19 protein-coding genes are annotated in these 21,928 nt (G+C 58.1%); 11 read left to right on the forward strand and 8 right to left on the reverse strand.

What is annotated here, in order from left to right; all coding sequences use genetic code 11:
* The first annotated feature begins 48 nt into the window (after positions 1-48).
* The 4 genes from ACR0J0_RS13225 (at position 49) to ACR0J0_RS13240 (ending at position 3,853) form a co-directional block, all read left to right on the forward strand.
* Positions 49-1,893, forward strand: a complete 1,845-nt coding sequence (locus ACR0J0_RS13225) for an ABC transporter permease (protein WP_480664605.1) — start codon at positions 49-51, stop codon at positions 1,891-1,893.
* The gene (locus tag ACR0J0_RS13230) at positions 1,890-2,663 is read left to right on the forward strand and encodes an ABC transporter ATP-binding protein (protein ID WP_480664606.1); all 774 of its coding nucleotides are present in this window, start codon (positions 1,890-1,892) and stop codon (positions 2,661-2,663) included. The genes ACR0J0_RS13225 and ACR0J0_RS13230 overlap by 4 nt, the downstream gene beginning before the upstream one ends.
* Positions 2,656-3,357, forward strand: a complete 702-nt coding sequence (locus tag ACR0J0_RS13235; protein ID WP_480664607.1) for an ABC transporter ATP-binding protein — start codon at positions 2,656-2,658, stop codon at positions 3,355-3,357. The genes ACR0J0_RS13230 and ACR0J0_RS13235 overlap by 8 nt, the downstream gene beginning before the upstream one ends.
* 70 nt (positions 3,358-3,427) lie before the next feature.
* Entirely contained in the window at positions 3,428-3,853 is a 426-nt protein-coding gene (locus tag ACR0J0_RS13240) for a MarR family winged helix-turn-helix transcriptional regulator (RefSeq protein WP_480664608.1), read from the forward strand.
* On the opposite strand, the gene ACR0J0_RS13245 is transcribed toward ACR0J0_RS13240, so the two are convergent.
* Both ACR0J0_RS13245 and ACR0J0_RS13250 read right to left on the reverse strand, forming a co-directional pair.
* Entirely contained in the window at positions 3,848-4,960 is a 1,113-nt protein-coding gene (locus ACR0J0_RS13245) for a CaiB/BaiF CoA transferase family protein (protein WP_480664609.1), read from the reverse strand. The genes ACR0J0_RS13240 and ACR0J0_RS13245 overlap by 6 nt on opposite strands.
* Positions 4,961-5,029: 69 nt before the next feature.
* The gene (locus tag ACR0J0_RS13250) at positions 5,030-6,196 is read right to left on the reverse strand and encodes an amidohydrolase family protein (RefSeq protein ID WP_480664610.1); all 1,167 of its coding nucleotides are present in this window, start codon (positions 6,194-6,196) and stop codon (positions 5,030-5,032) included.
* 158 nt (positions 6,197-6,354) lie between these two features.
* Between ACR0J0_RS13250 and fdxA the strand changes: the two genes are divergently transcribed.
* Both fdxA and ACR0J0_RS13260 read left to right on the forward strand, forming a co-directional pair.
* On the forward strand, positions 6,355-6,684 hold the full coding sequence (gene fdxA, locus ACR0J0_RS13255; RefSeq protein ID WP_480664611.1) for a ferredoxin FdxA: 330 nt from the start codon (positions 6,355-6,357) through the stop codon (positions 6,682-6,684).
* A gap of 9 nt (positions 6,685-6,693) precedes the next feature.
* Positions 6,694-7,500: a ferredoxin--NADP reductase gene (locus ACR0J0_RS13260; RefSeq protein ID WP_480664612.1), complete on the forward strand. Its 807-nt coding sequence runs from the start codon at positions 6,694-6,696 to the stop codon at positions 7,498-7,500.
* A gap of 76 nt (positions 7,501-7,576) precedes the next feature.
* On the opposite strand, the gene ACR0J0_RS13265 is transcribed toward ACR0J0_RS13260, so the two are convergent.
* Together ACR0J0_RS13265 and ACR0J0_RS13270 are read right to left on the reverse strand one after the other, a co-directional pair.
* Positions 7,577-8,347 (reverse strand): crotonase/enoyl-CoA hydratase family protein, encoded by a 771-nt coding sequence (locus ACR0J0_RS13265; protein ID WP_480664613.1) that lies wholly within the window; start codon positions 8,345-8,347, stop codon positions 7,577-7,579.
* A 9-nt stretch (positions 8,348-8,356) separates the two neighbouring features.
* Positions 8,357-9,118 carry an SDR family NAD(P)-dependent oxidoreductase gene (locus tag ACR0J0_RS13270; RefSeq protein WP_480664614.1) on the reverse strand — a complete coding sequence of 254 codons (762 nt, stop codon included), beginning with the start codon at positions 9,116-9,118 and terminating at the stop codon, positions 8,357-8,359.
* 197 nt (positions 9,119-9,315) lie between these two features.
* On the opposite strand from ACR0J0_RS13270, the gene ACR0J0_RS13275 reads away from it, so the two are divergent.
* The 5 genes from ACR0J0_RS13275 (at position 9,316) to ACR0J0_RS13295 (ending at position 15,214) form a co-directional block, all read left to right on the forward strand.
* The gene (locus ACR0J0_RS13275; RefSeq protein ID WP_480664615.1) at positions 9,316-11,160 is read left to right on the forward strand and encodes a feruloyl-CoA synthase; all 1,845 of its coding nucleotides are present in this window, start codon (positions 9,316-9,318) and stop codon (positions 11,158-11,160) included.
* The gene (locus ACR0J0_RS13280) at positions 11,157-12,785 is read left to right on the forward strand and encodes an acyl-CoA dehydrogenase family protein (protein WP_480664616.1); all 1,629 of its coding nucleotides are present in this window, start codon (positions 11,157-11,159) and stop codon (positions 12,783-12,785) included. Before ACR0J0_RS13275 ends, ACR0J0_RS13280 begins: the two co-directional genes overlap by 4 nt.
* Before the next feature lie 16 nt (positions 12,786-12,801).
* Entirely contained in the window at positions 12,802-13,215 is a 414-nt protein-coding gene (locus ACR0J0_RS13285) for a Zn-ribbon domain-containing OB-fold protein (protein ID WP_480664617.1), read from the forward strand.
* Between the two features lie 10 nt (positions 13,216-13,225).
* Positions 13,226-14,374 (forward strand): acetyl-CoA acetyltransferase, encoded by a 1,149-nt coding sequence (locus ACR0J0_RS13290; RefSeq protein ID WP_480664618.1) that lies wholly within the window; start codon positions 13,226-13,228, stop codon positions 14,372-14,374.
* Positions 14,375-14,728: 354 nt separating this feature from the next.
* Positions 14,729-15,214 carry an N-acetyltransferase family protein gene (locus ACR0J0_RS13295; protein WP_480664619.1) on the forward strand — a complete coding sequence of 162 codons (486 nt, stop codon included), beginning with the start codon at positions 14,729-14,731 and terminating at the stop codon, positions 15,212-15,214.
* A 164-nt stretch (positions 15,215-15,378) separates the two neighbouring features.
* On the opposite strand, the gene ACR0J0_RS13300 is transcribed toward ACR0J0_RS13295, so the two are convergent.
* The 4 genes from ACR0J0_RS13300 to ACR0J0_RS13315 all read right to left on the reverse strand — a co-directional run bounded on the left by ACR0J0_RS13300 (position 15,379) and on the right by ACR0J0_RS13315 (position 21,917).
* Positions 15,379-16,461 (reverse strand): LLM class flavin-dependent oxidoreductase, encoded by a 1,083-nt coding sequence (locus tag ACR0J0_RS13300; protein WP_480664620.1) that lies wholly within the window; start codon positions 16,459-16,461, stop codon positions 15,379-15,381.
* 194 nt (positions 16,462-16,655) lie between these two features.
* Complete coding sequence (locus ACR0J0_RS13305; protein ID WP_480664621.1) at positions 16,656-18,425, reverse strand: acyl-CoA dehydrogenase family protein; 1,770 nt, start codon at positions 18,423-18,425, stop codon at positions 16,656-16,658.
* Between the two features lie 12 nt (positions 18,426-18,437).
* Positions 18,438-20,735, reverse strand: coding sequence for a 3-hydroxyacyl-CoA dehydrogenase/enoyl-CoA hydratase family protein (locus ACR0J0_RS13310; protein ID WP_480664622.1), 2,298 nt, complete (start codon positions 20,733-20,735; stop codon positions 18,438-18,440).
* A complete protein-coding gene (locus ACR0J0_RS13315) occupies positions 20,736-21,917 on the reverse strand; it encodes an acetyl-CoA C-acyltransferase (RefSeq protein ID WP_480664623.1) in 1,182 nt (393 codons plus the stop codon). It lies immediately after the preceding gene.
* Between the last annotated feature and the right edge of the window lie 11 nt (positions 21,918-21,928).

The following is a 21,928-nucleotide window of genomic DNA, read 5'->3' on the forward strand; positions in this document are numbered from 1 at the left end:
TACCTGCCCCGCCCCACAATAAGAACACAAACAAGGGACGGTGGCCCGATGGGGTTCTATTTTGCACAGCTATTGACTGGATTGGCGAACGCTTCCTCGCTGTTTCTGATAGCGTCCGGGCTTTCGATCATCTTCGGCGTCACGCGGATCGTGAATTTTGCGCACGGTTCATTCTATATGGTGGGCGCTTACCTCGCCTACACGCTGGTCACGCTCTGGAGCGGCAGTATTCTGGGCTTTTGGGTCAGCGTCATTCTGGCCGCCATGATCGTCGGGCTGATCGGCCTGTTGATCGAATTGACCATCCTTCGGCGCATCTATCACGCGCCCGAGCTGTTCCAACTGGTTGCCACTTTCGGCGTCGTCCTGATCTTTCAGGATGCGACATTGGCAATCTGGGGTGCCGAAGATCTATTGGGCCCCCGGGCACCGGGCCTGAATAGTGCAGTCCGGATCATGGGTGAACCGATCCCTGAATATGACCTCGCCCTGATCGCGATCGGCCCGGTCGTCTTGTTGGCTATATGGCTTCTGTTTCACAAAACCCGCTGGGGTGTTCTGGTGCGCGCAGCCACGCAAGATCGTGAAATGGTCGGAGCACTTGGCGTCAATCAAGCCTGGCTGTTTTCGGCCGCCTTTGTATTGGGATCTTTCCTGGCCGGCCTGGGCGGAGCGCTGCAAATACCGCGTGAGGCTGTGTCTCTGCAAATGGACCTGTCAATCATCGGCGAGGCGTTCGTCGTGGTGGTAATCGGCGGCATGGGAAGCGTCTCCGGCGCGTTTGCAGCCGCGGTTCTGATCTCGGTCCTGAACGCATTTGCCATCCTTATTTTCCCGCAGATATCGATCGTCTTGCCGTTTGTCATCATGGCCATTGTCCTGATCTTCCGCCCTCATGGCCTGTTCGGCAAACCCGGCAGCGAAAAGGGTGCACCGGAAGAGCCGGACCAGCCGCTAAAGCTTATGGATCAGAAATCCACGATGGTATTGGTGGCTGCACTCGGCGTATTGGCGCTGAGCCCGGTGTTCACTGCGGATTTCACCACCGTCCTCATGGTGGATGTGATGGTGGCCACCTTGTTTGCCGTGTCGCTGCATTTCATGATGGGAATTGGGGGCATGGTCAGTTTCGGGCATGCCGCTTACTTCGGTGTCGGGGCGTATGGGGCTGCAATGGCCGTTAAGTTTCTTGGTCTGGGAATGATCCCGGCCATGATCTTCGGACCGATCTGCGCAGTTTTTGCGGCCCTGTTCTTTGGCTGGTTCTGCGTGCGCCTGTCAGGCGTCTACCTCGCCATGCTGACACTGGCTGCTGCTCAGATTTTGTGGGGCGTCACCTTCCAGTGGCAGGAGTTTACAGGCGGGGACGATGGCATCCTTGGCGTCTGGCCCGCGAAATGGGCGAGCGCGGACAAGGTGTATTTCTACATCGCTTTCGTCCTGTGTATTGGTGGTATCTGTGCTCTGCGACGTGTTGCGTTCTCGCCCTTTGGCTACACCCTGCGCGGCATTCGCGACAGCCAGACCCGAGCCGAAGCCATCGGGGTCGATACCCGGTTCCACCAGTGGATGGGCTTTGTGCTGGCGGGCGGTTTCGCTGGCCTCGCCGGCGTCGTCTTTGCCTTTTCCAAAGGCAGCGTCTTCCCCGACAGCCTAGGCATCGCACTCAGCATCGATGGCCTGATCATGGTCCTGCTGGGCGGCATTCATGCGCTGGCAGGGCCGATCTTTGGTGCAGGCGCATTTGTGCTGATCGAAGATTGGGTTACGCGGCTGGACTATTGGCGCTTTATCTTTGGCGCGATTATTCTGGTCGTTGTTCTGCTGGCGCCTGACGGCATCGCGGGCGGTGTCCAACGCCTGATGCGCGGGCTGAAAGGAGGTCGGGCATGACCAATGTTCTCGAAGTCCGCAACCTGTCCAAGTCCTTCGGCGGCGTACAAGCGGTAAAGGATGTCAACTTCGACCTCAAAGAAGGCGAATTCCTCGCCCTGATCGGCCCGAACGGTGCAGGAAAAACAACCTGTTTTAACATGTTGAACGGCTATCTTAAACCAAATACGGGATCAGTGTCCCTACGCGGACAGGCGCTGATCGGCCACCCTCCGCGCAAGATCTGGCGGATGGGCGTGGGCAGAACGTTCCAGATTACGGCGACATTTCTGTCGATGACCGTTGTCGAGAACGTGCAGATGGCGCTGATCTCGCACCACCGGAGGGTGTTCGATCTGTTCTCGCGTGCGACGCGCTTGTACGTGGACGAGGCGATGGCGTTGCTGGAGCTGGTATCAATGCAGGATCAAGCGGGGCGAGCCTGTTCCGAACTTGCCTATGGCGACCTCAAGCGGCTGGAGCTGGCGATTGCACTCGCCCATGAACCTGCCTTGTTGCTGATGGATGAACCAACGGCGGGCATGGCCCCGTCCGAGCGCCTTTCCCTTATGGCCCTGACCGCTGAGATCGTGGCCAAGGGGGGCGTCAGCGTGGTATTCACCGAACATGACATGGATGTTGTCTTTGCCCATGCCCACCGCATTCTGGTCCTGAACCGGGGGGAGTTGATCGCCGAAGGCACCGGGTCGGAAATCCGCACCAACCCGCTGGTGCAAGAGGTGTATCTCGGCGGGGGGACCGTCTTTGAAGCGGAGAGCGTCCATGCTTGATGTTACGAACCTTGGGGCTTGGTATGGCCGCGCGCAGATCCTCAATGGTGTTTCGCTAAGCGTCGGCGAAAACGAGGTGGTCGCGCTGATGGGCCGGAATGGTGCAGGCAAGTCGACCACCATGAAATCCATCATGGGATTGGTGCGTCACATTGATGGCGGCATTAGGTATGGGGACCATGACATTCAGGGCAGTACGCCCCACGCCATCTGCCGTGCCGGCGTGGGCTATGTTCCCGAAGACCGCCGGATTTTTGGAGATCTGACGATCGAGGAAAACCTCGAAGTGGGTCGCAGGGCACCACGCCCCGATGCCCCCGAGTGGACGCAGGAGCACTTGTTCGAACTATTTCCAAACCTTGCAGAACGCCGCAAAAACCTGGGTAAGCAGTTGTCCGGCGGGGAGCAACAAATGCTGACCATCGCTCGCACTCTGATGGGTAATCCAAAACTTGTCCTGCTGGACGAGCCGTCAGAAGGGATCGCGCCCGTCATCGTCGAACAAATGGCCCGTGTCATCGCCGAACTGAAACGCGAAGGGCTGTCGGTTCTGATCAGCGAACAGAATCTGCATTTCGCGCGGATCGTCTCGGATCGCGCCTACATCATCGAAAAGGGGGAAATGCGGTTCGAGGGCAGCTTCAAAGACCTCGATGAAAATCCAGAAATTTCAAACACCTACCTTGCGGTGTAATATGTTAATCTTGTGAGGGTCGTGGCTTTGTTTATTATAGCACAAACAATTGAATCAGGCAGGGACCGTCATGACGGAATCCATTGAAAACTACGCGCTGGACGAGCAGGTTGGCTATTTGTTGCGACTGGCCAACCAACGCCACGCGTCGATTTTCCAGTCGCATACGTTGGAAGGATTAACGCCTACACAGTTTGCAGCGCTGATCCGCATCGCCGAACTGGGTAAATGCTCACAAAACCGGCTGGGGCGGCTGGCGGCGATGGACGTGGCAACGATCAAGGGAGTCGTCGACCGGCTGCGTCAGAAAGGGCTGACGATCATCGAGCCTGACCCGGACGACAAGCGGCGAACACTGATTTCCCTGTCCCCTGAAGGCGAGGCCTTGGTCGCGCGAATGAAGGACATCGGCCAGAAGATCACCAACGAAACCCTCAAGCCGCTGACCGCAGCCGAGCAGCGCAATCTGATCCGGATTCTGCGCAAGATCTCATGATCTGACTGGTCGTTTGGCCGAGGCTTTTTCCAGTTGCAATTCAGACCGCGAGAACCGGATTGGCGTGCGCAAACCAGGCACACCCTCAGGGGTGATCTGCATCCCGCGATGTTGGATCTGCGGATCATTCAACGCCTCTTGCACGGAATTGATAGGACCACCTGGCACACCATGTTTTTCAAGGGCCGATAACAGATCGGTTTTTGGCCATCCGAGGCAGGCTTGCGTCAGAGCTTCGGCCAGAACGGTGCGGTTTGCGACCCGGTCCGCATTCGACAAGAAACGTGCGTCATCAATCAATTCCGGCAAGTCAAGTATTCCGCAAAGACTTGCAAATTGCCGGTCATTTCCACAGGCAATGATGATGTGACCATCCGCCACCGGAAACACCTGATACGGTACGATGTTGGGATGCGCATTCCCCAAACGCGTCGGACACTGGCCCGAGGCAAGATAGTTCATCGCCTGATTGGCCAGAACACCGGTCATGCAATCCAGCAGGCTCAGATCCACATGCTGGCCAAGGCCAGAGCGTTCCCGTTCAGCCAGTGCAGCCTGAATACCGATCACCCCATAAAGGCCAGTAAAGATATCGGCAAATGCGACACCGATCTTTTGCGGCTCTCCCTCTGGGTCGCCGGTCAGGTCCATAATGCCGCTCATGCCTTGTATCAGAAAATCATAACCGGCCCGATGGGCATAGGGCCCGTCCTGCCCGAACCCGGTGACCGAAGCATAAACCAGCCGAGGGTTGATCTGCTTGACGCTGTCATAGTCCAGACCAAATTTTTTCAGTCCGCCGACTTTGAAGTTTTCGATCAGAACATCCGCATCCCGGATCAGTTTTAGCAACTGATCCCTGTCGCCCTCTTCCCGGAAATCCAGCGCAATGCTGTCTTTTCCCCGGTTTGCTGAATGAAAATAGGCAGCAGTTTTGTCACCATCACGCTCAATGAACGGCGGTCCCCATTTGCGGGTGTCATCTCCGTCCGGACTTTCGACCTTGAGCACTTCGGCCCCCAGATCGGCCAACGTCTGTCCGATCCATGGCCCGGCCAGAATCCGCGCCAGCTCAATCACTTTCAAACCTTGCAATGGTGTGCTCATAGCCTGAACCTTTCAAAAAAATCCCCAGAGGTTCAAGACCTCCGGGGGAACTACTGGGAGTATTTCGTGTTAGCTGACGACTTGTGGCAACCGAGTGGCAGGCGGGGTGTTTCGGCTGCGCTCCGAACGCACGATGCCATCGATGATCGTCATTCCAACGCCCGGCAGATTGCCCAGTTGCACGGATTCGAGAATGTTCTTGCCCGGTGCGTGCTGCGCCTGATCCATCAGGACAAAATCGGCACAATACCCTTTCTCAATCAAGCCCGTACCCAGTTCGCGTTGCCGCGACGTGTTGCCATTACCAAAGCAGAACGCAATCTCGGCTGGGACATTGCCCAGGGACGACAACATCGCGACCATCCGCATGATGCCCAGCGGTTGCACACCTGACCCTGCGGGGCCGTCGGTGCCCAGAATAATCCGGTCCATCTGTTTTAGTTCGCGCGCGGTGTTCAGCGTCAGGAGGGCTGCGCGTTCGTTCCCGTTGTGCACGATTTCCAATCCTGCGGTGCAGCTTTCGCACAGACACACGATCTGATCGTCGGGCAGTGCGGAATGACCGCCATTGATGTGCCCGATAACGTCTGTTCCTGTTTCCAGCACCATATCCGCATCAATCAGGCCAGAACCGGGAATAGAAGGACCGCCGGTATGGATTGTGGATTGAATTCCATATTTCCGCGCCCAGTCGACCATCTGCTTCGCGGTCTTTCCGTCCTTGACAGTACCCAGGCCGACCTCACCCAGCAGCGTGACGCCGGCATCAGCCATCTCCTTGAAGTCTTCCTCGACCATGCCGTGTTCGATCACTGGGGCACCGGCATGAACCTTAACGCCCGAAGGGCGGAAGTTCTCGTACCAACGCTGTGCGGCAATCGCCATCGCCTTGAGACCTACAACATCCTTGGGCCGCCCTGGCATGTGCACCTCTCCGGCGGAAATCAGAGTGGTCACGCCACCGTGCAGCGTCGAGTCGATCCAGTGAAGCTGTTGTTGGCGCGGGGTATAATCCCCCACCACCGGATGAATATGGCTGTCGATCAAGCCCGGTGCCAGCGTGACGCCATTGGCGTCCACCACCGTTTCCGCGCCTTCGGTGTCCAGGTCTTTTTCATAACCCCACTCGGAAATCTTGCCGTCGACTGCGATCAGGCAATCTGCCTCCAGAATCGGCTCCTCCATCTTGCCTGACAACATGAGCCCGATGTTTCTGATGACCAGTTTTTCTGCCATTCCGCCCTCCCGATACGTTCCGGATATCGTTAGCACACTAACTTGTTTCGATATTTGGTCAAGAGCTGAACGTTTGAAATATTCGTTAGTATAGAAACGTATTGACAGCCGAGAAAATCTCATAGTACTCATTCGTATACTAACAATTAGGCGACCACATGACCTACGTCGTTACCGAAAACTGTATCAACTGCAAATTTACTGACTGTGTGGAGGTCTGCCCCGTGGACTGTTTCTACGAGGGTGAAAACACACTGGTCATTCATCCCGACGAATGCATCGACTGCGGCGTCTGCGAACCGGAATGCCCGGCCGACGCAATCCGCCCGGACACCGAGGACGGGATGGGAAAGTGGGTCGAGCTAAACGGAAAGCTTGCCGAAACCTGGCCCGTAATCACCGAAAAGAAAGATCCCCTGCCTGACGCTGACGAATGGAACGGCAAGGAAGGTAAGCTGGCGCATTTTTCAGAAGTCCCGGCAGAATAGGAGACCAAAATGTCATTGGACACCTCACCCAAAACTGAGTTTCCCGTTCCGGCGGGCGTCTTCGCCCAAACCGTGACTGAAGTGAAGCACTACACCGATCGGCTGTTTAAGTTCCGCATCACGCGTCCTGCTTCGTTCCGGTTCCGATCTGGTGAATTCGTCATGATCGGCCTGCCCAACGCGGAAAAGCCCGTGTTCCGCGCCTATTCCATCGCATCGCCTAGTTGGGATGAAGAGATCGAGTTCTACTCGATCAAGGTTCCCGGCGGCCCACTGACCGAACACCTGCAGAAAATCCGCGAAGGCGACACGATTTTGATGCGCAAAAAGCCCACCGGCACATTGGTCAATGACGCCCTGTTGCCGGGCAAACGACTGTGGATGTTCTCGACTGGCACCGGCATTGCACCTTTTGCGTCGCTGATCCGCGACCCCGAAACCTATGAGAAGTTCGACGAAGTGATCCTGACTCATACCTGCCGCGAAAAAGGTGAGCTGGACTATGGCAAGGACCTTGTCGCAGCGCTCAAATCTGATCCGCTGGTTGGCGAGCTGGCACAGAATTTGCGGCACTATTGCACCCTGACGCGTGAGGACTATCCGTTCAAAGGCCGGATCACCGATCTGATGGCATCCGGCAAAGTGTTCGATGATCTGGGCCTACCGCCGATCTCACCTGAAACGGATCGCGGGATGATCTGCGGCTCGATGGCGATGCTGCAGGATACTAAAGCCGCGCTCGAAGGGTTCGGGCTTGAAGAAGGCGCAAACAACAAACCCGCTACTTTCGTGGTCGAACGCGCCTTCGTGGATTGACCAACCGGGGCATTGCCCCGCCCGACACCGGGATCCGGTGAAACGCTCTCACACCGGATTCCGCGTGTCTTGGGACTTACTGATTGTCCCGCTTTCCTGTCTTGTTTAGAAACGCCTCCATCCCTGCCCGCGCCTCGGGAGAGGATTGGGCAATTGCCGCCGCCAGGCTTTCGGTAAAGAAGCCATCGCTGGCCGACATGTCGTTAATGCGCGTGATCGCTTGCATCATCATGTAATTGGATAACGGAGCGTTCTCGGTCACGCGTCGGGCCAGTTCCATCGCCTTGTCGAACACAGTTCCGTCCGGCTCAACATAATGCGCCAGCCCCAACTGCAAGCCTTCGTCCGAGCCATAGCGGCGACCCGTCAGCATCATCTCCATCATCCGGCTGGCCCCGATGATCCGGCCAACACGAACGGTTGCGCCCCCGCCGACAAAAATCGCTCGGCGTCCCTCGGGCAGTTCATAAAACGTATCCCGCTGTGACACCCGAATGTGTGCGGTCATGGCAAGCTCCATCCCGCCGCCCAGGACACCGCCGTTCATTGCGGCGACGACTGGCACCCGGCCATACTCGATCTTGTCGAAGATCCGATGCCACAGGCGGCATTCGTGCATCGCCCCCGCCGCATCGCGCATCGAATGCTCTAACAGGTCTAACCCGGCGCAGAAATGCTGGCCCGAACTGCGGATCACGACCGCGCCGACCCCATCCGGCAGAGTGTCGAAATAGTGCTCAATCTCGAACAGCAGCCCGTGATTGATCGCATTGAACTTGGCGGGCCGATCCAGCGTCAGAATTCCGATCGCGCCGTCTGTTTCTGAGGTTATATGTGTGTAGTCCATAGCAAAGCCTTACTTGGGTTCCAGACGGATCGCGCCGTCCAAACGCACGCATTCTCCGTTCAGCATGGTGTTTTCGATCATATGTCCCGCCAGCCGCGCGAATTCCGCAGGCTGCCCAAGACGCGGGGGAAAGGGAACCTTGGCGCCCAAACTGTCTTGAAACTCTTGCGGCAGCAAATCCATCATCGGAGTCGAGAAAATGCCCGGAGCTATTGCCATCACCCGCACCCCCGAGCGTGCGAATTCCCGCGCGGCTGGCAGGGTCAGGCTAGCCACTCCACCTTTTGATGCTGAATAGGCCGCCTGTCCGATCTGCCCCTCAAATGCCGCCGCTGATGCGGTGTTTATGATGATGCCCTTCTCGTTATCCTCGAGCGGTTCGTTCTGCATCATTCTTTCAGCAGCCAAACGCATGACGTTGAATGTGCCAATCAGGTTGATCTGAACGGTTCGTGCAAATGCTTCAAGCGAGGCCGGGCCGTCGCGCCCGACGATCCGCTCTCCGTGAGTGACCCCAGCGCAGTTGACGACGATGCGCGGCGAACCATTCGCGGCAATCGTGGCGTCCAACGCTGCCGTCACCTCGCCCTCGCTTGTCACATCGCAAGGCGCAGCAACAGCGCCCAGACAGGCGGCCACCTCCTCCAGTTTGTCCCCCGGCAAGTCGAACAGCGCAACTTCCGCCCCGCGCGATGCAAGATACTCCGCAGTGGCATATCCCAATCCCGAAGCACCCCCCGTCACGATTGCAGATACGTTTTCGATTCTCATTTCCTGTCTCCATGTGCAATTCGGGCGCAGTGACGCAACGAAATCAGGCCGCAAACTTGCGAGAATTCCTGCGGCATCTTATCCCTCAGATTCATCATTAGTGAACGATCAATAATACATTTGCATACTAACAAATTTTTGGATAGCCTGATTTTATAAGCCGCACCGTCAGTGACCGGGTGACAGAGGGAGGACAAATGAACATTTCGGCCCAGCAAAGCGACGAAACCGCAATGCGATCAGAAAAATTCGCGCCAGCTAGGGTATTGCGCGAAGATTTGGGCGATGGTGCCTTTGTGCTGCGCAGTCCATACCCGCTGCAAATGGACGTTCAGTGCGCCTCTGAATACCTGGAACGCTGGGCTGAAACGACGCCAGATCACCTGTTTCTGGCAGAGCGCGGCGCGGGCGGAAACTGGATCGGCGTTACCTATGACGAAGCCTTGGCGCAAGCCCAAGCATTGGCTTCGTTTCTTCTGAATAAGGGCCTGAGCAAAGACCGCCCGCTGTTGATTCTGTCGGGCAATTCTGTTCGCCATGGCCTGCTGATGCTGGCCGCCATGCACGTGGGTATACCCGTCGTGCCCGTCTCTGTCCCCTACTCACTGTTCGACGAGTCGCTGGCCAAATTGCGCCACATCGTCCAGACCACCAATCCCGGCATGGCCTATGCCGACGATGCCGAAAGCTTTGCCCGGGCATTTGAATTTCTCGCCTCGGAAGGCATCGAACAGCTGTCGGACAACGGCGCGCTGACCTTTGAGCACGCACTGGAAACCGATACGGACGCACAGGTTGCCGAAGCGCGGGCCAAAGTGGGTCATGACACGATGGCCAAGATCCTGTTCACCTCGGGCTCGACCGGGTTGCCCAAAGGGGTCATAGTCACGCAACGCATGATGTTGGCCACGCAAGAAGCGGTGGTACAGATTTGGCCGTTTCTGGAAAATGCCCCGCCGATAGTGGTGGATTGGCTGCCCTGGAACCACACGTTCGGCGGCAATTTCAACTTCAACATGATCCTGCGCAATGGCGGCAGTTTCTATGTCGATGATGGCAAACCGGTACCGGGCGAGATTGAAAAGTCGATCCGCAATGTGCGCGACGTCTCTCCGACCCTGTTCTTCAACGTCCCACGCGGTTTTGACATGCTGCTGCCCGTCCTGCGCGAGGATGCCGCCTTTCGCAGTGCCTTTTTCAAACGGCTCGACCTAATCTTTTTCTCGGGTGCCGGACTGCCGGATCACCTTTGGGAAGGCCTCGAACCGTTGGGGGTTCAGGAACGGGGTGAGACAATTCCGTTTGTCAGCGCCTGGGGCCTGACTGAGGCGATGATGGCAACGTGCGTGCACTTCCCCATAGACAAGGCGGGCGTGATCGGAGTGCCGGGGCCCGGATCCGAGCTGAAGTTTCTGCCCAATGGCGGCAAACTGGAAATGCGGGTGCGTGGTCCGCATGTGACAACCGGCTACCTGAACAACCCAGAAAAAACCGCCGAGGCCTTCGATGACGAGGGGTACTTCCTGACCGGTGACGCGGGACGGCTGCAAGACCCCCAAGACCCCTCGAAGGGCATCGTTTTCGACGGGCGCATTTCTGAGAATTTCAAGCTGATGACGGGCACCTGGGTCGCTGTCGGCAATCTGCGCGTGGCCTTGTTGCAGGCGCTCAGCCCGATTGCCTCGGACGCCGTTATCACCGGCCATGACCGGACCGAGATTGGCGCATTGGTGTTTCTCAACGCGGATGAGTGCAAAGCCCTGACCGGGCGTGATGACACTCTGGCAGGTTATGCAGACGATCCCGCAGTACGCGCCTTCATCGCCGAACGGCTGGTTGCATATAACGCCGGGCAAACCGGCAGCGCCACGCGGGTCAAACGGGTTCGGATTGAGCGCGACGCCCCCTCGGTCGAGAAAAACGAAATCACAGACAAAGGTTACATCAATCAACGCCTTGCGCTGGAGCTGCGCGCCGAGGCGGTGACAGCGCTCTATGACGGGGCAGAAGATGTAATCATATCCGGAAAGGCCAAATCGTGATCGACTATACTGCCTCAGAGGCCGAAATTGCCTTTGTCCTGAAACATATCGGTCAACCGGAGCGCCTGCCGGGTTGGAGCGACGATCTGGCCGAAGCCGTGATCTTCACACTCGGCCGGTTTATCAACGCCGAGATCGCCCCGCTGGACAAAATTGGCGAAGAACAAGGCGCACGGCTGGAAAATGGCCGGGTGCGGATGCCGCCGGGCATGGTTGCGGCCTACAAACGCTATGCCGATGCCGGATGGCCCGGTCTTTGCGCCCCCGAAGAGTATGGCGGGCAAGAGCAGCCACACGTTCTGGGTGCGGTACTGGCGGATATGCTGGCTGGTGCGTGCATTTCCTATGAAATGGTGCTGAGCCTGGCCCAGGGCTGTATCCGAACGGTAAATGCCTCAGGCAATGAGGATCAAAAAGCACGTCTTTTGCCGCCGCTGATCTCGGGTGAATGGATGGCTTCGATGTGTTTGACCGAGCCGGATGCCGGATCGGATCTGGGCCAGATCAAGACCTTGGCGACGCCGGACGAGAATAGTTACACGCTCAGCGGCAACAAGATTTTCATCTCGGGCGGCGATCATGACTACACCGACAACGTTCTGCACCTGGTCCTGGCCCGTACACAGGGCGCAGCACCGGGGGTACGAGGCCTGAGCTTATTTGCCTGCCCCGCCGTTTTGCGGGACGGTACTCGCAACCACGTCCAAACCGTTAGAATAGAAGAGAAGATGGGGATGCACGCTTCGCCCACCTGCCAGATGGCCTTTGATGGCGCGCAGGCCGAATTGCTGGGTGAAGAGGGCAAGGGCCTTGCCGCCATGTTCACCATGATGAATGCCGAGCGTCTGGACGTGGCCCTTCAGGCTGTGGGTCAGATGGATGTGGCTTTTCAACGCGCCCGGATCCATGCTGCGGGGCGCCGCCAGGGCACAACGACAGAAGGCATTGCACGGATTACCGAACACGGTGATGTCCAGCGGATGTTGTTGGATATCTATGCCTACACGATGGGGTGTCGGGCGATGGTCTATCGCACCTTTGTGGACATGGATCTGGGGGCCGATCAGGGCTTGCTGGATATCCTCACCCCGACCTGCAAGGCGTTTGCGACCGACGCGGTCAATGCAGCCTCAAGTCAGGCTGTGCAAATCCACGGTGGCTACGGGTTCTGTAAAGAGTACCGCGTGGAACAAATCATGCGCGACAGCCGTATCATGGCGATTTACGAGGGCACCAATGGCGTTCTGGCCACAGGTGTTGCCCGCCGCGCGATCCGGACGAACAACGGCGCAGCTGCGGACGCTTTTGCCGAACTGGTTTCAACTGGCCCTGGCTCGATGGAACTGGCCGACGCAATCGACGCCTGGAAAGCGGCCACTCAGGCAATGCAGACGTGCGCTGACATTGGGCCTTCGGTCTCGGACTATATGCGCCTGACCGGGCTGGTTTACTTTGGACGGGTCTGGGCCGATCTTGAAGCCGCCGCAGAAGACGCCCCAGAACCCGAATTGTTGCGCGCAGCAGCCGCGCATGTCCGCGCCCGTATCCTGCCCGAAGCCGGGCTGCTGCGCCACCGCATCCTCAATCCTGAACCCACACATTCTGCGGCGATCTTTGCTGCCTGAAAACCAAGGACGACGAATGACTGACTTTACCCTCCCCGAAGCCAGCCCGCAGGCCGACGCGGCGTTCCGCGCAGGACTTGCGGCGGGCAAATTTCTGATCCAACGCTCCAAAACAACAGGCGAGTATAACTTCTACCCACGCGCCCTGTCGCCCACCACAGGCGCAGATGATCTGGAATGGGTCGAGGCCAGCGGCAAGGGCACCGTCTATACCTCGACGATCATTCGCCGCCCAGAGAAATTCGGCGGAGACATCAACAATGTGCTGATCGATCTGGACGAAGGCCCGCGGATGTTCAGCCGCATCGTCGATGTGGACAACGAAGCGATCACCATCGGCATGAAAGTGCAGGCCGTGGTGATGACACCCGATTTCGGACCCAACGCAAAATCCGGCGAACCGGCTGTGTTTTTCAAGCCCGCGGAATAAGGAAACAAACATGGCACATGCACTTCGCGGTAAATCCGCAATCGTCGGCAAAGGCTATTGGGGCTTGGGCAAAACACCCAATACCTCACCCATGGAGCTGATAGCCAAAGCCACACAGAATGCGCTGACTGACGCTAGCATGGACCTGTCCGAAATCGACGGCGTCTGCGGCGGCACCTTCTACCACTTCTTCCCCACCCTCTCGATTGCCGAGTATCTTGGGATCAAACCAACCTGGGCAAACTCGGACATGGTTGGGGGGTCGTCCTTCATGTCCTATCTGGTCGAAGCGACGATGGCGATACAGGCGGGCCTGTGTAGGAACGTTCTGATTTGCTATGGATCGAACGCGAAATCTGCGCGTGATCTCAATGGCCTGATCGAAACTCCGCAATGGGAACGCGCCTATGAGCCGATGGTTCCGGTGCCGGGGTATGCCTTTACCGCGCAGCGCTACATGCACGAGTTCAACGTGCCTAAGGAACATTTTGGGCACGTCGCCATTTCCGCCCGGAAATGGGCGCAACTGAACCCTGACGCCACGATGCGATCCGATCTGACGATGGAGGAATACCTGAACTCACCGATGGTGGCCGATCCTCTGGCCGTTCTGGATTGCTGCCTGATGTCCGACGGCGGGGCCGCGATCATCGTCACTTCGGCCGATCGCGCCAAGGACTATCAGGAAAAACCCGCCTATTTCCTGGGTGGCGGCAACGCGATTTCGCATCGCGAGATCAGCCAAGCCGCGACACTGACCACGACTTGCGCCGCCGAAAGCTCGAAACGTGCCTTTGAAATGGCCGGAATCTCCACCAAGGACGTGGACGTGGTTGAACTCTATGACGCCTTCACCATCAACACGCTGCTGTTCCTCGAAGACATGGGCTTTGTGAAAAAGGGGGAGGCCGGAGCCTTTGTCGCCGATGGCAACATCGCACCGGGCGGGTCGCTGCCGGTCAACACCAATGGCGGTGGTCTCAGCTGTGTTCACCCGGGCATGTATGGTCTGTTCTGCCTGATCGAGGCTGTAACCCAGATCAGGGGCGACGGCGGAGACCGTCAGATCAACAACGTGAACATTGCCATCGCGCATGGCAATGGCGGGACATTCTCGAACGAATTCACCACCGTTCTGGGCAGCGAGGCGGCGCTTTAAACTACAAGGCTATGGTGTCGAAACGACGCTGCTGGTTTCAACGAAGCAACGACCGCATAACCAACGGCAACCCGCTACAAAAATGGCGGGTTGTTTTATGGGGACGAAACGCAAAAACGCCGCCACATACCCACTGTCCGAGCCTGATGCTTAGCCGGTTTTGGGTAGACGTCGGTGCGTAATACTAAGCCGCCATTGACAAACACACGGGTGGATATGCAAAAAAGCAGTATGACCGACAACAACACCAAGTTCAAGACGTATTACGGCCGCCTCGACTGAGCGCGGTGAACTTCTTTTTTGCCGCCGTATGGTGGCACAGATGTTGGCTCCTGCGGCGGATGGGGGCCTCAGATGACACGAAACTTCCTTCCATTTCGCACCAGTTTCGGAGTGATACGGGCCGCGCGACCTGCGGATATCGAACGCATTTGCCAAATGGTCAGACAGTTGGCCGCACATCATGGTGATACCCCAACCCTTACAAGGGAAGATCTCGCTCGTGACCTGTTCGGTGAACAGCCTTGGATCACGATCCTTGTCGCTGAGATGGGCGGCAAGCTGATTGGATACGCGGCGATGTGCGGATTGATCAGGTTACAGTTTGGGGCTCGGGGAATGGACTTGCATCATCTGTTCACCGAGGCGGACTTTCAGAGTCGCGGCGTGGGGCAGAGCCTAATCGAAGCCTGCAAGCTCGAAGCGACGGCACTGTCATGCCGCTACTTGGCGGTCGGCACCTATCCAGACAACCATGAAGCTCAGACGTTCTATACGTCACTTGGGTTCGAACGCAGAGATGCACATCCACCGCGTTTCTTTATCCAAATTGCCCCGTGATTGTCTGAGTTGCGCTCGAAATGGTCATCGGGCAAGTAGGATACCTGCGAACGTGGCAAAACAGGCGGCGCAAAGGGTAACGAAGCGCAGACTATAGGCCAATGGCTACCAAACAAGGGCCAGAGAACCCGCCCTTGTTTCTCTAATCAGACTTTATCCGGCGATCAGGAAAACGCCTTGATCACCTTGGCGTAGTTGTCGAGCATCTCAAGCTCTTCTTCCTGAGTGAAGTATCCGACGTGGTGCCAGACCACGAACTCCTCGGTACCGTATTTCTCTTTCAGCGCGCCGACCTGATCGATTACCTGATTGACTGTGCCTTTCCAGACGCGGCCCATGGGTACGTGATAGGGCGGCGCGTTGTAGGCAAAATTGAATAGCTCTTCGAAGTCACGGTAATGCTGTTCCGCCTGTGCTTCGGTTGTACCGATTGTCAGGTGGCCGCCCAATACCAGCGTGTTTCCTACGGTCAGATCGGTATGGCCGTGATGATGCGCCTCTTTCAGATAGATCGGCATGGTCATGTCCATGAACTCGTCCCTGGACACGAACGAGACCAGCTTGGCACCTTCCTTGGCCCAGAACTTGGCCGTTTCCATGGACCACGAGAACGGCACGTAGAGCGGCGGGAAATCGCGCCCGTCGGTCCGTTTGCGAGGACGCGGGACAATGCCCATCTTGCGCAAAGTACCGTTGTCGTCGACCGCGCCTTCGCCGCCATATTTTGCGGTCGGGGGGAAGGGCCATGTGATATTGTCAACCGGGATGTTCCAGAACTCGCCATGATGGCTGAACGTTTCATTGGTCCAGGCTTTTTTCACAACGGCCCAGCTTTCTTCCATCAGCCGGCGGTTCCGGGCATCTTCCTTGGACCGGTCGGATTGAGTGGTGGTTATGTCGAGATGCTGTGCCAGCGAATTCAGCCAGCGCGGCGTGTTGCCTCGGACAAAGCCACAGAACAATCGCCCACCGGACATGTGGTCGATCATTGCCATATCCTCGGCCAAACGCATTGGATGGTGGGCCGTCAGCGCCATACCCACCTGCCCCACCATCAGGTTCTTTGTATTCGCCGCGATGTGCATGTTCCACAGTAGCGGATTGGTTGTGGTCTCGATCCCTTCGACCTGAAAATGATGCTCGGTCATACAAAAGCCCGCATAACCGTTTTCGTCGGCGAATTTCATCTGTTCGGTTGTCCGCTCCAACAGCGTTTCATACCGATCCGGATCCGACCCCGGCAGCACGACATCTTCGCCTTTTGAACGCATATAAGGTTGGACAAGGATATGGTTTTCATGGCTTTGCCTTAAGTTAGTTATCGTTCACTAACTTTTATTGCCCACCCTTACCGCCTGACTTGATTTGAATCAAACAACGCAAAAAGGGCGCCCTGTTTCCAGAACGCCCTTCAGCGCCGCTGACTGTGAAGAAGGAGGAGTTACAGACAGCGATCAGCCCGACAAACAACGCCGGGTTCACCGGCTTGCATGATCATTTCGTGGCTAACCGCACGAGGCAGCGCGCGGGCCATGAAAGCGCGCGCTGCATCTACCCGATCCGCATAGTAGTCAGGCGACTGGTCGCCGAATGCAGCCTTTGCCACCCGGGCGATCCGCGCGGACATCCAGGCCGACAGGCTTAGCGCCACAATTTCCAAATAGTCGCATGCCCCAGACAGCACATCGCCTTGCGCCGCCCCCAACACCCAGTCGGTTGAACGACCAAGCCGTGTTGCCGCTTCACGCAAGTGGGACTCGACATCAGAGAGATCAGGGCTCAGTTTGCCCGCTTCATCCAACATGTCGGCGATCAGCCCCTTGATGACTGCACCATTGTCGCCGCGCACTTTACGCATGACAAGATCCCGGGCCTGAACGGCGTTTGTACCCTCGTAAATCTCGGTAATCCGAACGTCGCGCACCAATTGCTCAACGCCGTAATCCTTGATGAACCCATGACCGCCGTGCATCTGCACAGCCTCGTTCGCCATGCGCGAGCCCATGTCCGACAGATAGGATTTAATCACCGGGGTCAGCAGTGACAGCCGCGTATCTGCTTCTTCGCGCAGTTCAGGGTTGTCGCCACGATGCGCCGCATCCAGCAGACCCGCGCCAAAATAGGCCAATGCTCGGGCTGCGTCCATCTCACCCCGTGCGGTCAGCAGGCGACGGCGCACATCCGCATGGGCGATCAGCGGATCGGCGGGACCGCTTGGGTTCAGAGGTTCCCCGTCCGCGCGGCCTTGGAGACGTTCATGGGCGTAAGCCGTTGCCGTCTGCACCGCAGCCTCGGCCACGCCCAACCCCTGCAAGCCAACCGACAGGCGCGCGGCGTTCATCATCACGAACATTGCGGCCAGACCTTTGCCTTCTTCACCGACGATCCAAGCCTTTGTGTCCTCGAAGGAAATGGCGCAAGTGGGTGAACCGTGGATGCCCATTTTATTTTCGATCCCGGCTATGGTGATCGTATTGCGTTGATCCGTCGTGTTGTTGTCTGCGTCCAGCATGTATTTCGGCGCCAGAAACAGCGACAACCCACGCGGTCCCGGTTGAGCGCCTTCGACCCGGGCCAGGATCAGGTGGGCGACGTTTTCCGACATGTCGTGATCGCCCCAGGTGATGAAGATCTTGTTGCCGGTAATGGCGTAAGATCCATCGTCGCAGCGCACCGCCTTGGTCCGGATCAGGCCCAGATCGGTGCCGCAATGCGGCTCGGTCAGGTTCATCGTCCCGGCCCAGTTTCCTGACGCCAGCTGCGGGCAATAGACCGCCTTCTGTTCGTCCGAGCCATAGGCCATCAGGGCCTCGACCACGCCGAAGTTCAACTCGTGGATCAGAGCGAATGCCAGATTGGTTCCGGCCATCCCCTCGCGCAACGCTGCATGAAGGACAAAGGGCAGTTGTTGGCCGCCGAACTCCTCCTCCAACGCCAGCGCGTTCCAACCGTCTTCGCAGAACACCTTATAGGCGTCGCCAAAACCAGGCGCGGCATAGACTTGACCGTCTTCAAGCCGCGCGCCGGGACTGTCCCCCGCTTCGTTACAGGTGGCAAGGTTATCGCGCACGAAGCCGTTGATCGCGTCAACGACAGCAAAGAACGTTTCCTTGTCGCAATGCTCGTACCCCGGCAATGCCAGAGTCTTGTCGAGGTCCAGCACCTCGTCCAACAGAAAGGTAATGTCCCGCTGCGGGAGTTGATAGTCCATTCCTAGAATCCCTCAGTTTTTCAGCGGCTTACCAGTGGTCATAGTGTGACGCATCCGCTCGATGGTCTTGTCCTGCCGGATCAGGCGCATCATGCCGTCGGCTTCCAGTTTGTGCAGTGCCTCTTCATCCAAAGTACCGCCGTTCCCACCGGCCAATACATGCGCCGTCTCGCGGGCGATTTCGACCGTGTAGGGCGCGTCGGGCATGGCATCAGCCAGGGCGGCCAGCTTCGGCTCCAGCGCGGCTTTGATTGCGGCGGCATTCAGTGTGATTTCGGCCCTGGGCGCAGGCTGGTAACCATCGGCCAGCGCCAGCGCTGCCGCCTTTGCCTCGGCCAGCAGGCGGTCGCGGTTCATTACCACTCCGTCGGTCGCCCTAAGGTATCCCGCATGCTGCGCCATCGGAGCAGAGCCGGTCATCAATGCCACCGAGATCACATCGAATGCAGCCTGAGCCCCTTTGACCGGGTCACCCAGTTCTGCCGTTTTACGCAACAATAGCGCCGTTGTGCCACCCCACGCGGGCAGTAGGCCAACGTTGGCCTCAACCAATCCAATATTGCTTTCGAGCGCGGCCATAACCCGATCCGAGTGCATCAGAATTTCACAGCCGCCGCCCAAAGCCAGCCCACATGCGGCTGAGACCACAGGAAATGGCGCATACTTGATCTTGCGCATCGTGGCCTGACCGATGGCCAATTGCCCTTCGACGAGATCCAGTTCCCCGCCATCGGCACGATCCAACGCCTTTTTCAGGTTCGCACCCACCGAGAAATGGTTGCCGTCTGACCCAATGACCATTGCCTTGAAGGCGCGGTCAACCACGTCCAGAGCCTCGCTGACGCCGGTCATCACCTGATCGTCCAAAGCTGCGTTGGGCGCGGTGATCGTCAGCAAAGCAACGCCATCACCCATATCCCGCAGAGACACGGCCTCGGTCTTAAACACGGGGGCCTCCGTCAGGTCCGAGGCGAAGATCACTCCCGGTCCACGCGGCACTTCCGCCTGCTCGCCTGAAGGCAGCAGCACCTTACGGTTACGGCCCAATCCCGAGTAAATCCCGTCACGCTCGGCCGCAAGCGCCAGCAGCGGCGGCACATCCTGACCTTCGGCCTTCAGCCGGGCGACAATCTTGTCTGCACCGATCTTGTCGATCAGCTTGAAAGGACCCATGCGCCAGTTGTACCCAAGCTCCATTGCCGCATCGATATCGGCCGGGTTCGCGGTGATTTCGGGCACGCAATAGGCCGCATATGACAGCGTCGGCCCCATGACGGCCCAGGCATAGTCCGCCAGCCGATCGCCGGCTTGATCAATGAAGTCGACGCCGAAACTCTTGGGCAGGTCAGGTCCCTTGGCCTGTGCGCGATAGTCCAGCGTCGCCAGATCGACCGCCTCAGCCATGGGTTTGCCGTTTTCGTCCTCTGATCGTCGATAGAACCCTGCTCCAGCCTTGCGACCCGCCAACCCCTCGGCGGCCAACTGGTCGAACAGCTCCATACCCTCGGTGTGAAGTTGCTGTGGGTCATCGGCTTCAAGCAGGTTGCGCATGGAAAGGCGCGACTTGCCCATCAGGTCGATACCGATCAGATCCATCAATGCAAAAACGCCCGTTCCGGGCACACCGAAAGGCCAGGCCAGGACCGTGTCAGCCTCTTCCACTGTGATGCCACGGGCCACAGCCTCGCGGGCGGCGGCGTTCATCCACAAACCACCCAGTCGGTTGGCAATGAATCCCGGGCGGTCGTTACAGGGCACGACGGTCTTGCCCAAGCGCTCGTCGCTAAATGCACGGGCACGTTCCGCAGCCACCGGATCGGTGTCCGGTCCGGTGACCAGTTCGATCAAGCGCAAGTAACGCGGCGGGTTGAAGAAATGCACGATCACAAAGCGTTTACGCAGAGCTTCGTCCATCTGACTTACCAGATCGACCAGCGGGATGGTCGAGGTGTTCGAGCTCAGCAACGCGTCGTCTCGCAGGTAGGGCGCGATTTTCGCATACAGCGCGTGTTTGATGGCGAGGTCTTCCAGAACCACTTCGACGACCCAGTCACAGTCGCGCAGCTGATCCAGATCATCCTTGAGATTGCCCGCCGTTAGCCTCGCCGCGTAGGCAGGATCCGCCAGCTGGGGCGCGCGACCCTTGGTCATGCGCGCGATGGCACCCTTGGCCAGCATCGAGCGGTTTTCGGCATCGTTGGGCACGATATCCAGCAGGACCACATCGGCACCTGCATTGGCGAAATGCGCGGCGATCCCCGCCCCCATCACACCCGAGCCGATAACGGCGACTTTGTTGATAGCGCTCATTTATAGAACCTCGAACAGGCCAGCCGCACCCATACCCCCGCCAATGCACATGGTGGCGACAATGTATTTCGCGCCGCGCTTCTTGCCCTCGATCAGCGCATGGCCGACCATGCGGGTGCCCGACATGCCATAGGGGTGGCCCACCGAAATCGCACCACCATCCACATTCATAATCTCATTCGGGATGCCCAGCTTGTCACGGCAATACAGCGCCTGAGACGCAAAGGCCTCGTTCAGTTCCCACAGGCCGATATCATCCAACTTCAGCCCATTGCGTTCCAGCAGTTTCGGCACAGCAAAAACCGGGCCGATCCCCATCTCGTCTGGTTCACAGCCCGCCACTACGTAACCGACATAGCGCCCCAGCGGTTCAAGCCCGCGCTGCTCGGCCAGCTTTTCGTCCATCACCACCTGCGCCGATCCACCGTCGGACAATTGCGAGGCATTTCCAGCGGTGATCCACTTGTCCTCACCCATCACCGGAGCCAACCCGGCTAGGCTGTCCAACGTGGTCGAGGGACGGTTGCACTCATCCTGAGTCAGCGTGACTTCTTCGTAAGTGATCTCGCCAGTTTCTTTGTTCTTATTCGCTTTGGTGACTGTGATCGGAACGATCTCGTCGTCGAACTTACCAGCAGCCTGCGCCGCAGCTGTGCGCTGTTGCGACTGCAGGGCGTATGCATCCTGCGCCTCGCGGCTAATGCCATACCGTTCGGCCACGGTATCGGCGGTCTTGATCATCGGATCATAAAAACCGCGCACATTCTGGTCGAGCCAGTCTTCTTTCAGACGATAGGTGTTGTCGCGGCCCATCACCAACGAGATGCTCTCGGCACCGCCGCCGACGACCACATCACAGCCGTCCACCATCACCCGCGAACAGGCGCGTGCCAGCGCCTCAAGACCCGAGGAGCAGAAGCGGTTGATCGTCTGACCCGACGCCGTCACCGGAAGGCCCGCGCGCATGGCAACCTGACGACCCAGATTACCGCCGTTTGCACCTTCGGGGACGGCATTGCCGATGATCACGTCCTCAATTTCGGACGGATCAACACCCGCGCGTCTGACCGCTTCGGCAACAGCGTGACCACCATAGACGGCGGGATGAGTGTCATTGAAGGCGCCGCGGAAGGCTTTGCCAATAGCGGTACGGGCGGTCGAGACGATAACGGCAGAACGCATGGTAATGATCC

The organism is Ruegeria sp. BF12, from assembly GCF_056538705.1.

What these genes read in the sequence shown, in the direction of transcription:
- ACR0J0_RS13260 (WP_480664612.1), top strand. Translation starts at nt 6,694, where the DNA reads ATGTCATTGGACACCTCACCCAAAACTGAGTTTCCCGTTCCGGCGGGC.
- ACR0J0_RS13285 (WP_480664617.1), top strand. Translation starts at nt 12,802, where the DNA reads ATGACTGACTTTACCCTCCCCGAAGCCAGCCCGCAGGCCGACGCGGCG.
- ACR0J0_RS13315 (WP_480664623.1), bottom strand. Translation starts at nt 21,917, where the DNA reads ATGCGTTCTGCCGTTATCGTCTCGACCGCCCGTACCGCTATTGGCAAA.
- fdxA (WP_480664611.1), top strand. Translation starts at nt 6,355, where the DNA reads ATGACCTACGTCGTTACCGAAAACTGTATCAACTGCAAATTTACTGAC.
- ACR0J0_RS13275 (WP_480664615.1), top strand. Translation starts at nt 9,316, where the DNA reads ATGAACATTTCGGCCCAGCAAAGCGACGAAACCGCAATGCGATCAGAA.
- ACR0J0_RS13245 (WP_480664609.1), bottom strand. Translation starts at nt 4,960, where the DNA reads ATGAGCACACCATTGCAAGGTTTGAAAGTGATTGAGCTGGCGCGGATT.
- ACR0J0_RS13250 (WP_480664610.1), bottom strand. Translation starts at nt 6,196, where the DNA reads ATGGCAGAAAAACTGGTCATCAGAAACATCGGGCTCATGTTGTCAGGC.
- ACR0J0_RS13305 (WP_480664621.1), bottom strand. Translation starts at nt 18,425, where the DNA reads ATGGACTATCAACTCCCGCAGCGGGACATTACCTTTCTGTTGGACGAG.
- ACR0J0_RS13265 (WP_480664613.1), bottom strand. Translation starts at nt 8,347, where the DNA reads ATGGACTACACACATATAACCTCAGAAACAGACGGCGCGATCGGAATT.
- ACR0J0_RS13295 (WP_480664619.1), top strand. Translation starts at nt 14,729, where the DNA reads ATGACACGAAACTTCCTTCCATTTCGCACCAGTTTCGGAGTGATACGG.
- ACR0J0_RS13225 (WP_480664605.1), top strand. Translation starts at nt 49, where the DNA reads ATGGGGTTCTATTTTGCACAGCTATTGACTGGATTGGCGAACGCTTCC.
- ACR0J0_RS13310 (WP_480664622.1), bottom strand. Translation starts at nt 20,735, where the DNA reads ATGAGCGCTATCAACAAAGTCGCCGTTATCGGCTCGGGTGTGATGGGG.
- ACR0J0_RS13270 (WP_480664614.1), bottom strand. Translation starts at nt 9,118, where the DNA reads ATGAGAATCGAAAACGTATCTGCAATCGTGACGGGGGGTGCTTCGGGA.
- ACR0J0_RS13290 (WP_480664618.1), top strand. Translation starts at nt 13,226, where the DNA reads ATGGCACATGCACTTCGCGGTAAATCCGCAATCGTCGGCAAAGGCTAT.
- ACR0J0_RS13230 (WP_480664606.1), top strand. Translation starts at nt 1,890, where the DNA reads ATGACCAATGTTCTCGAAGTCCGCAACCTGTCCAAGTCCTTCGGCGGC.
- ACR0J0_RS13235 (WP_480664607.1), top strand. Translation starts at nt 2,656, where the DNA reads ATGCTTGATGTTACGAACCTTGGGGCTTGGTATGGCCGCGCGCAGATC.
- ACR0J0_RS13240 (WP_480664608.1), top strand. Translation starts at nt 3,428, where the DNA reads ATGACGGAATCCATTGAAAACTACGCGCTGGACGAGCAGGTTGGCTAT.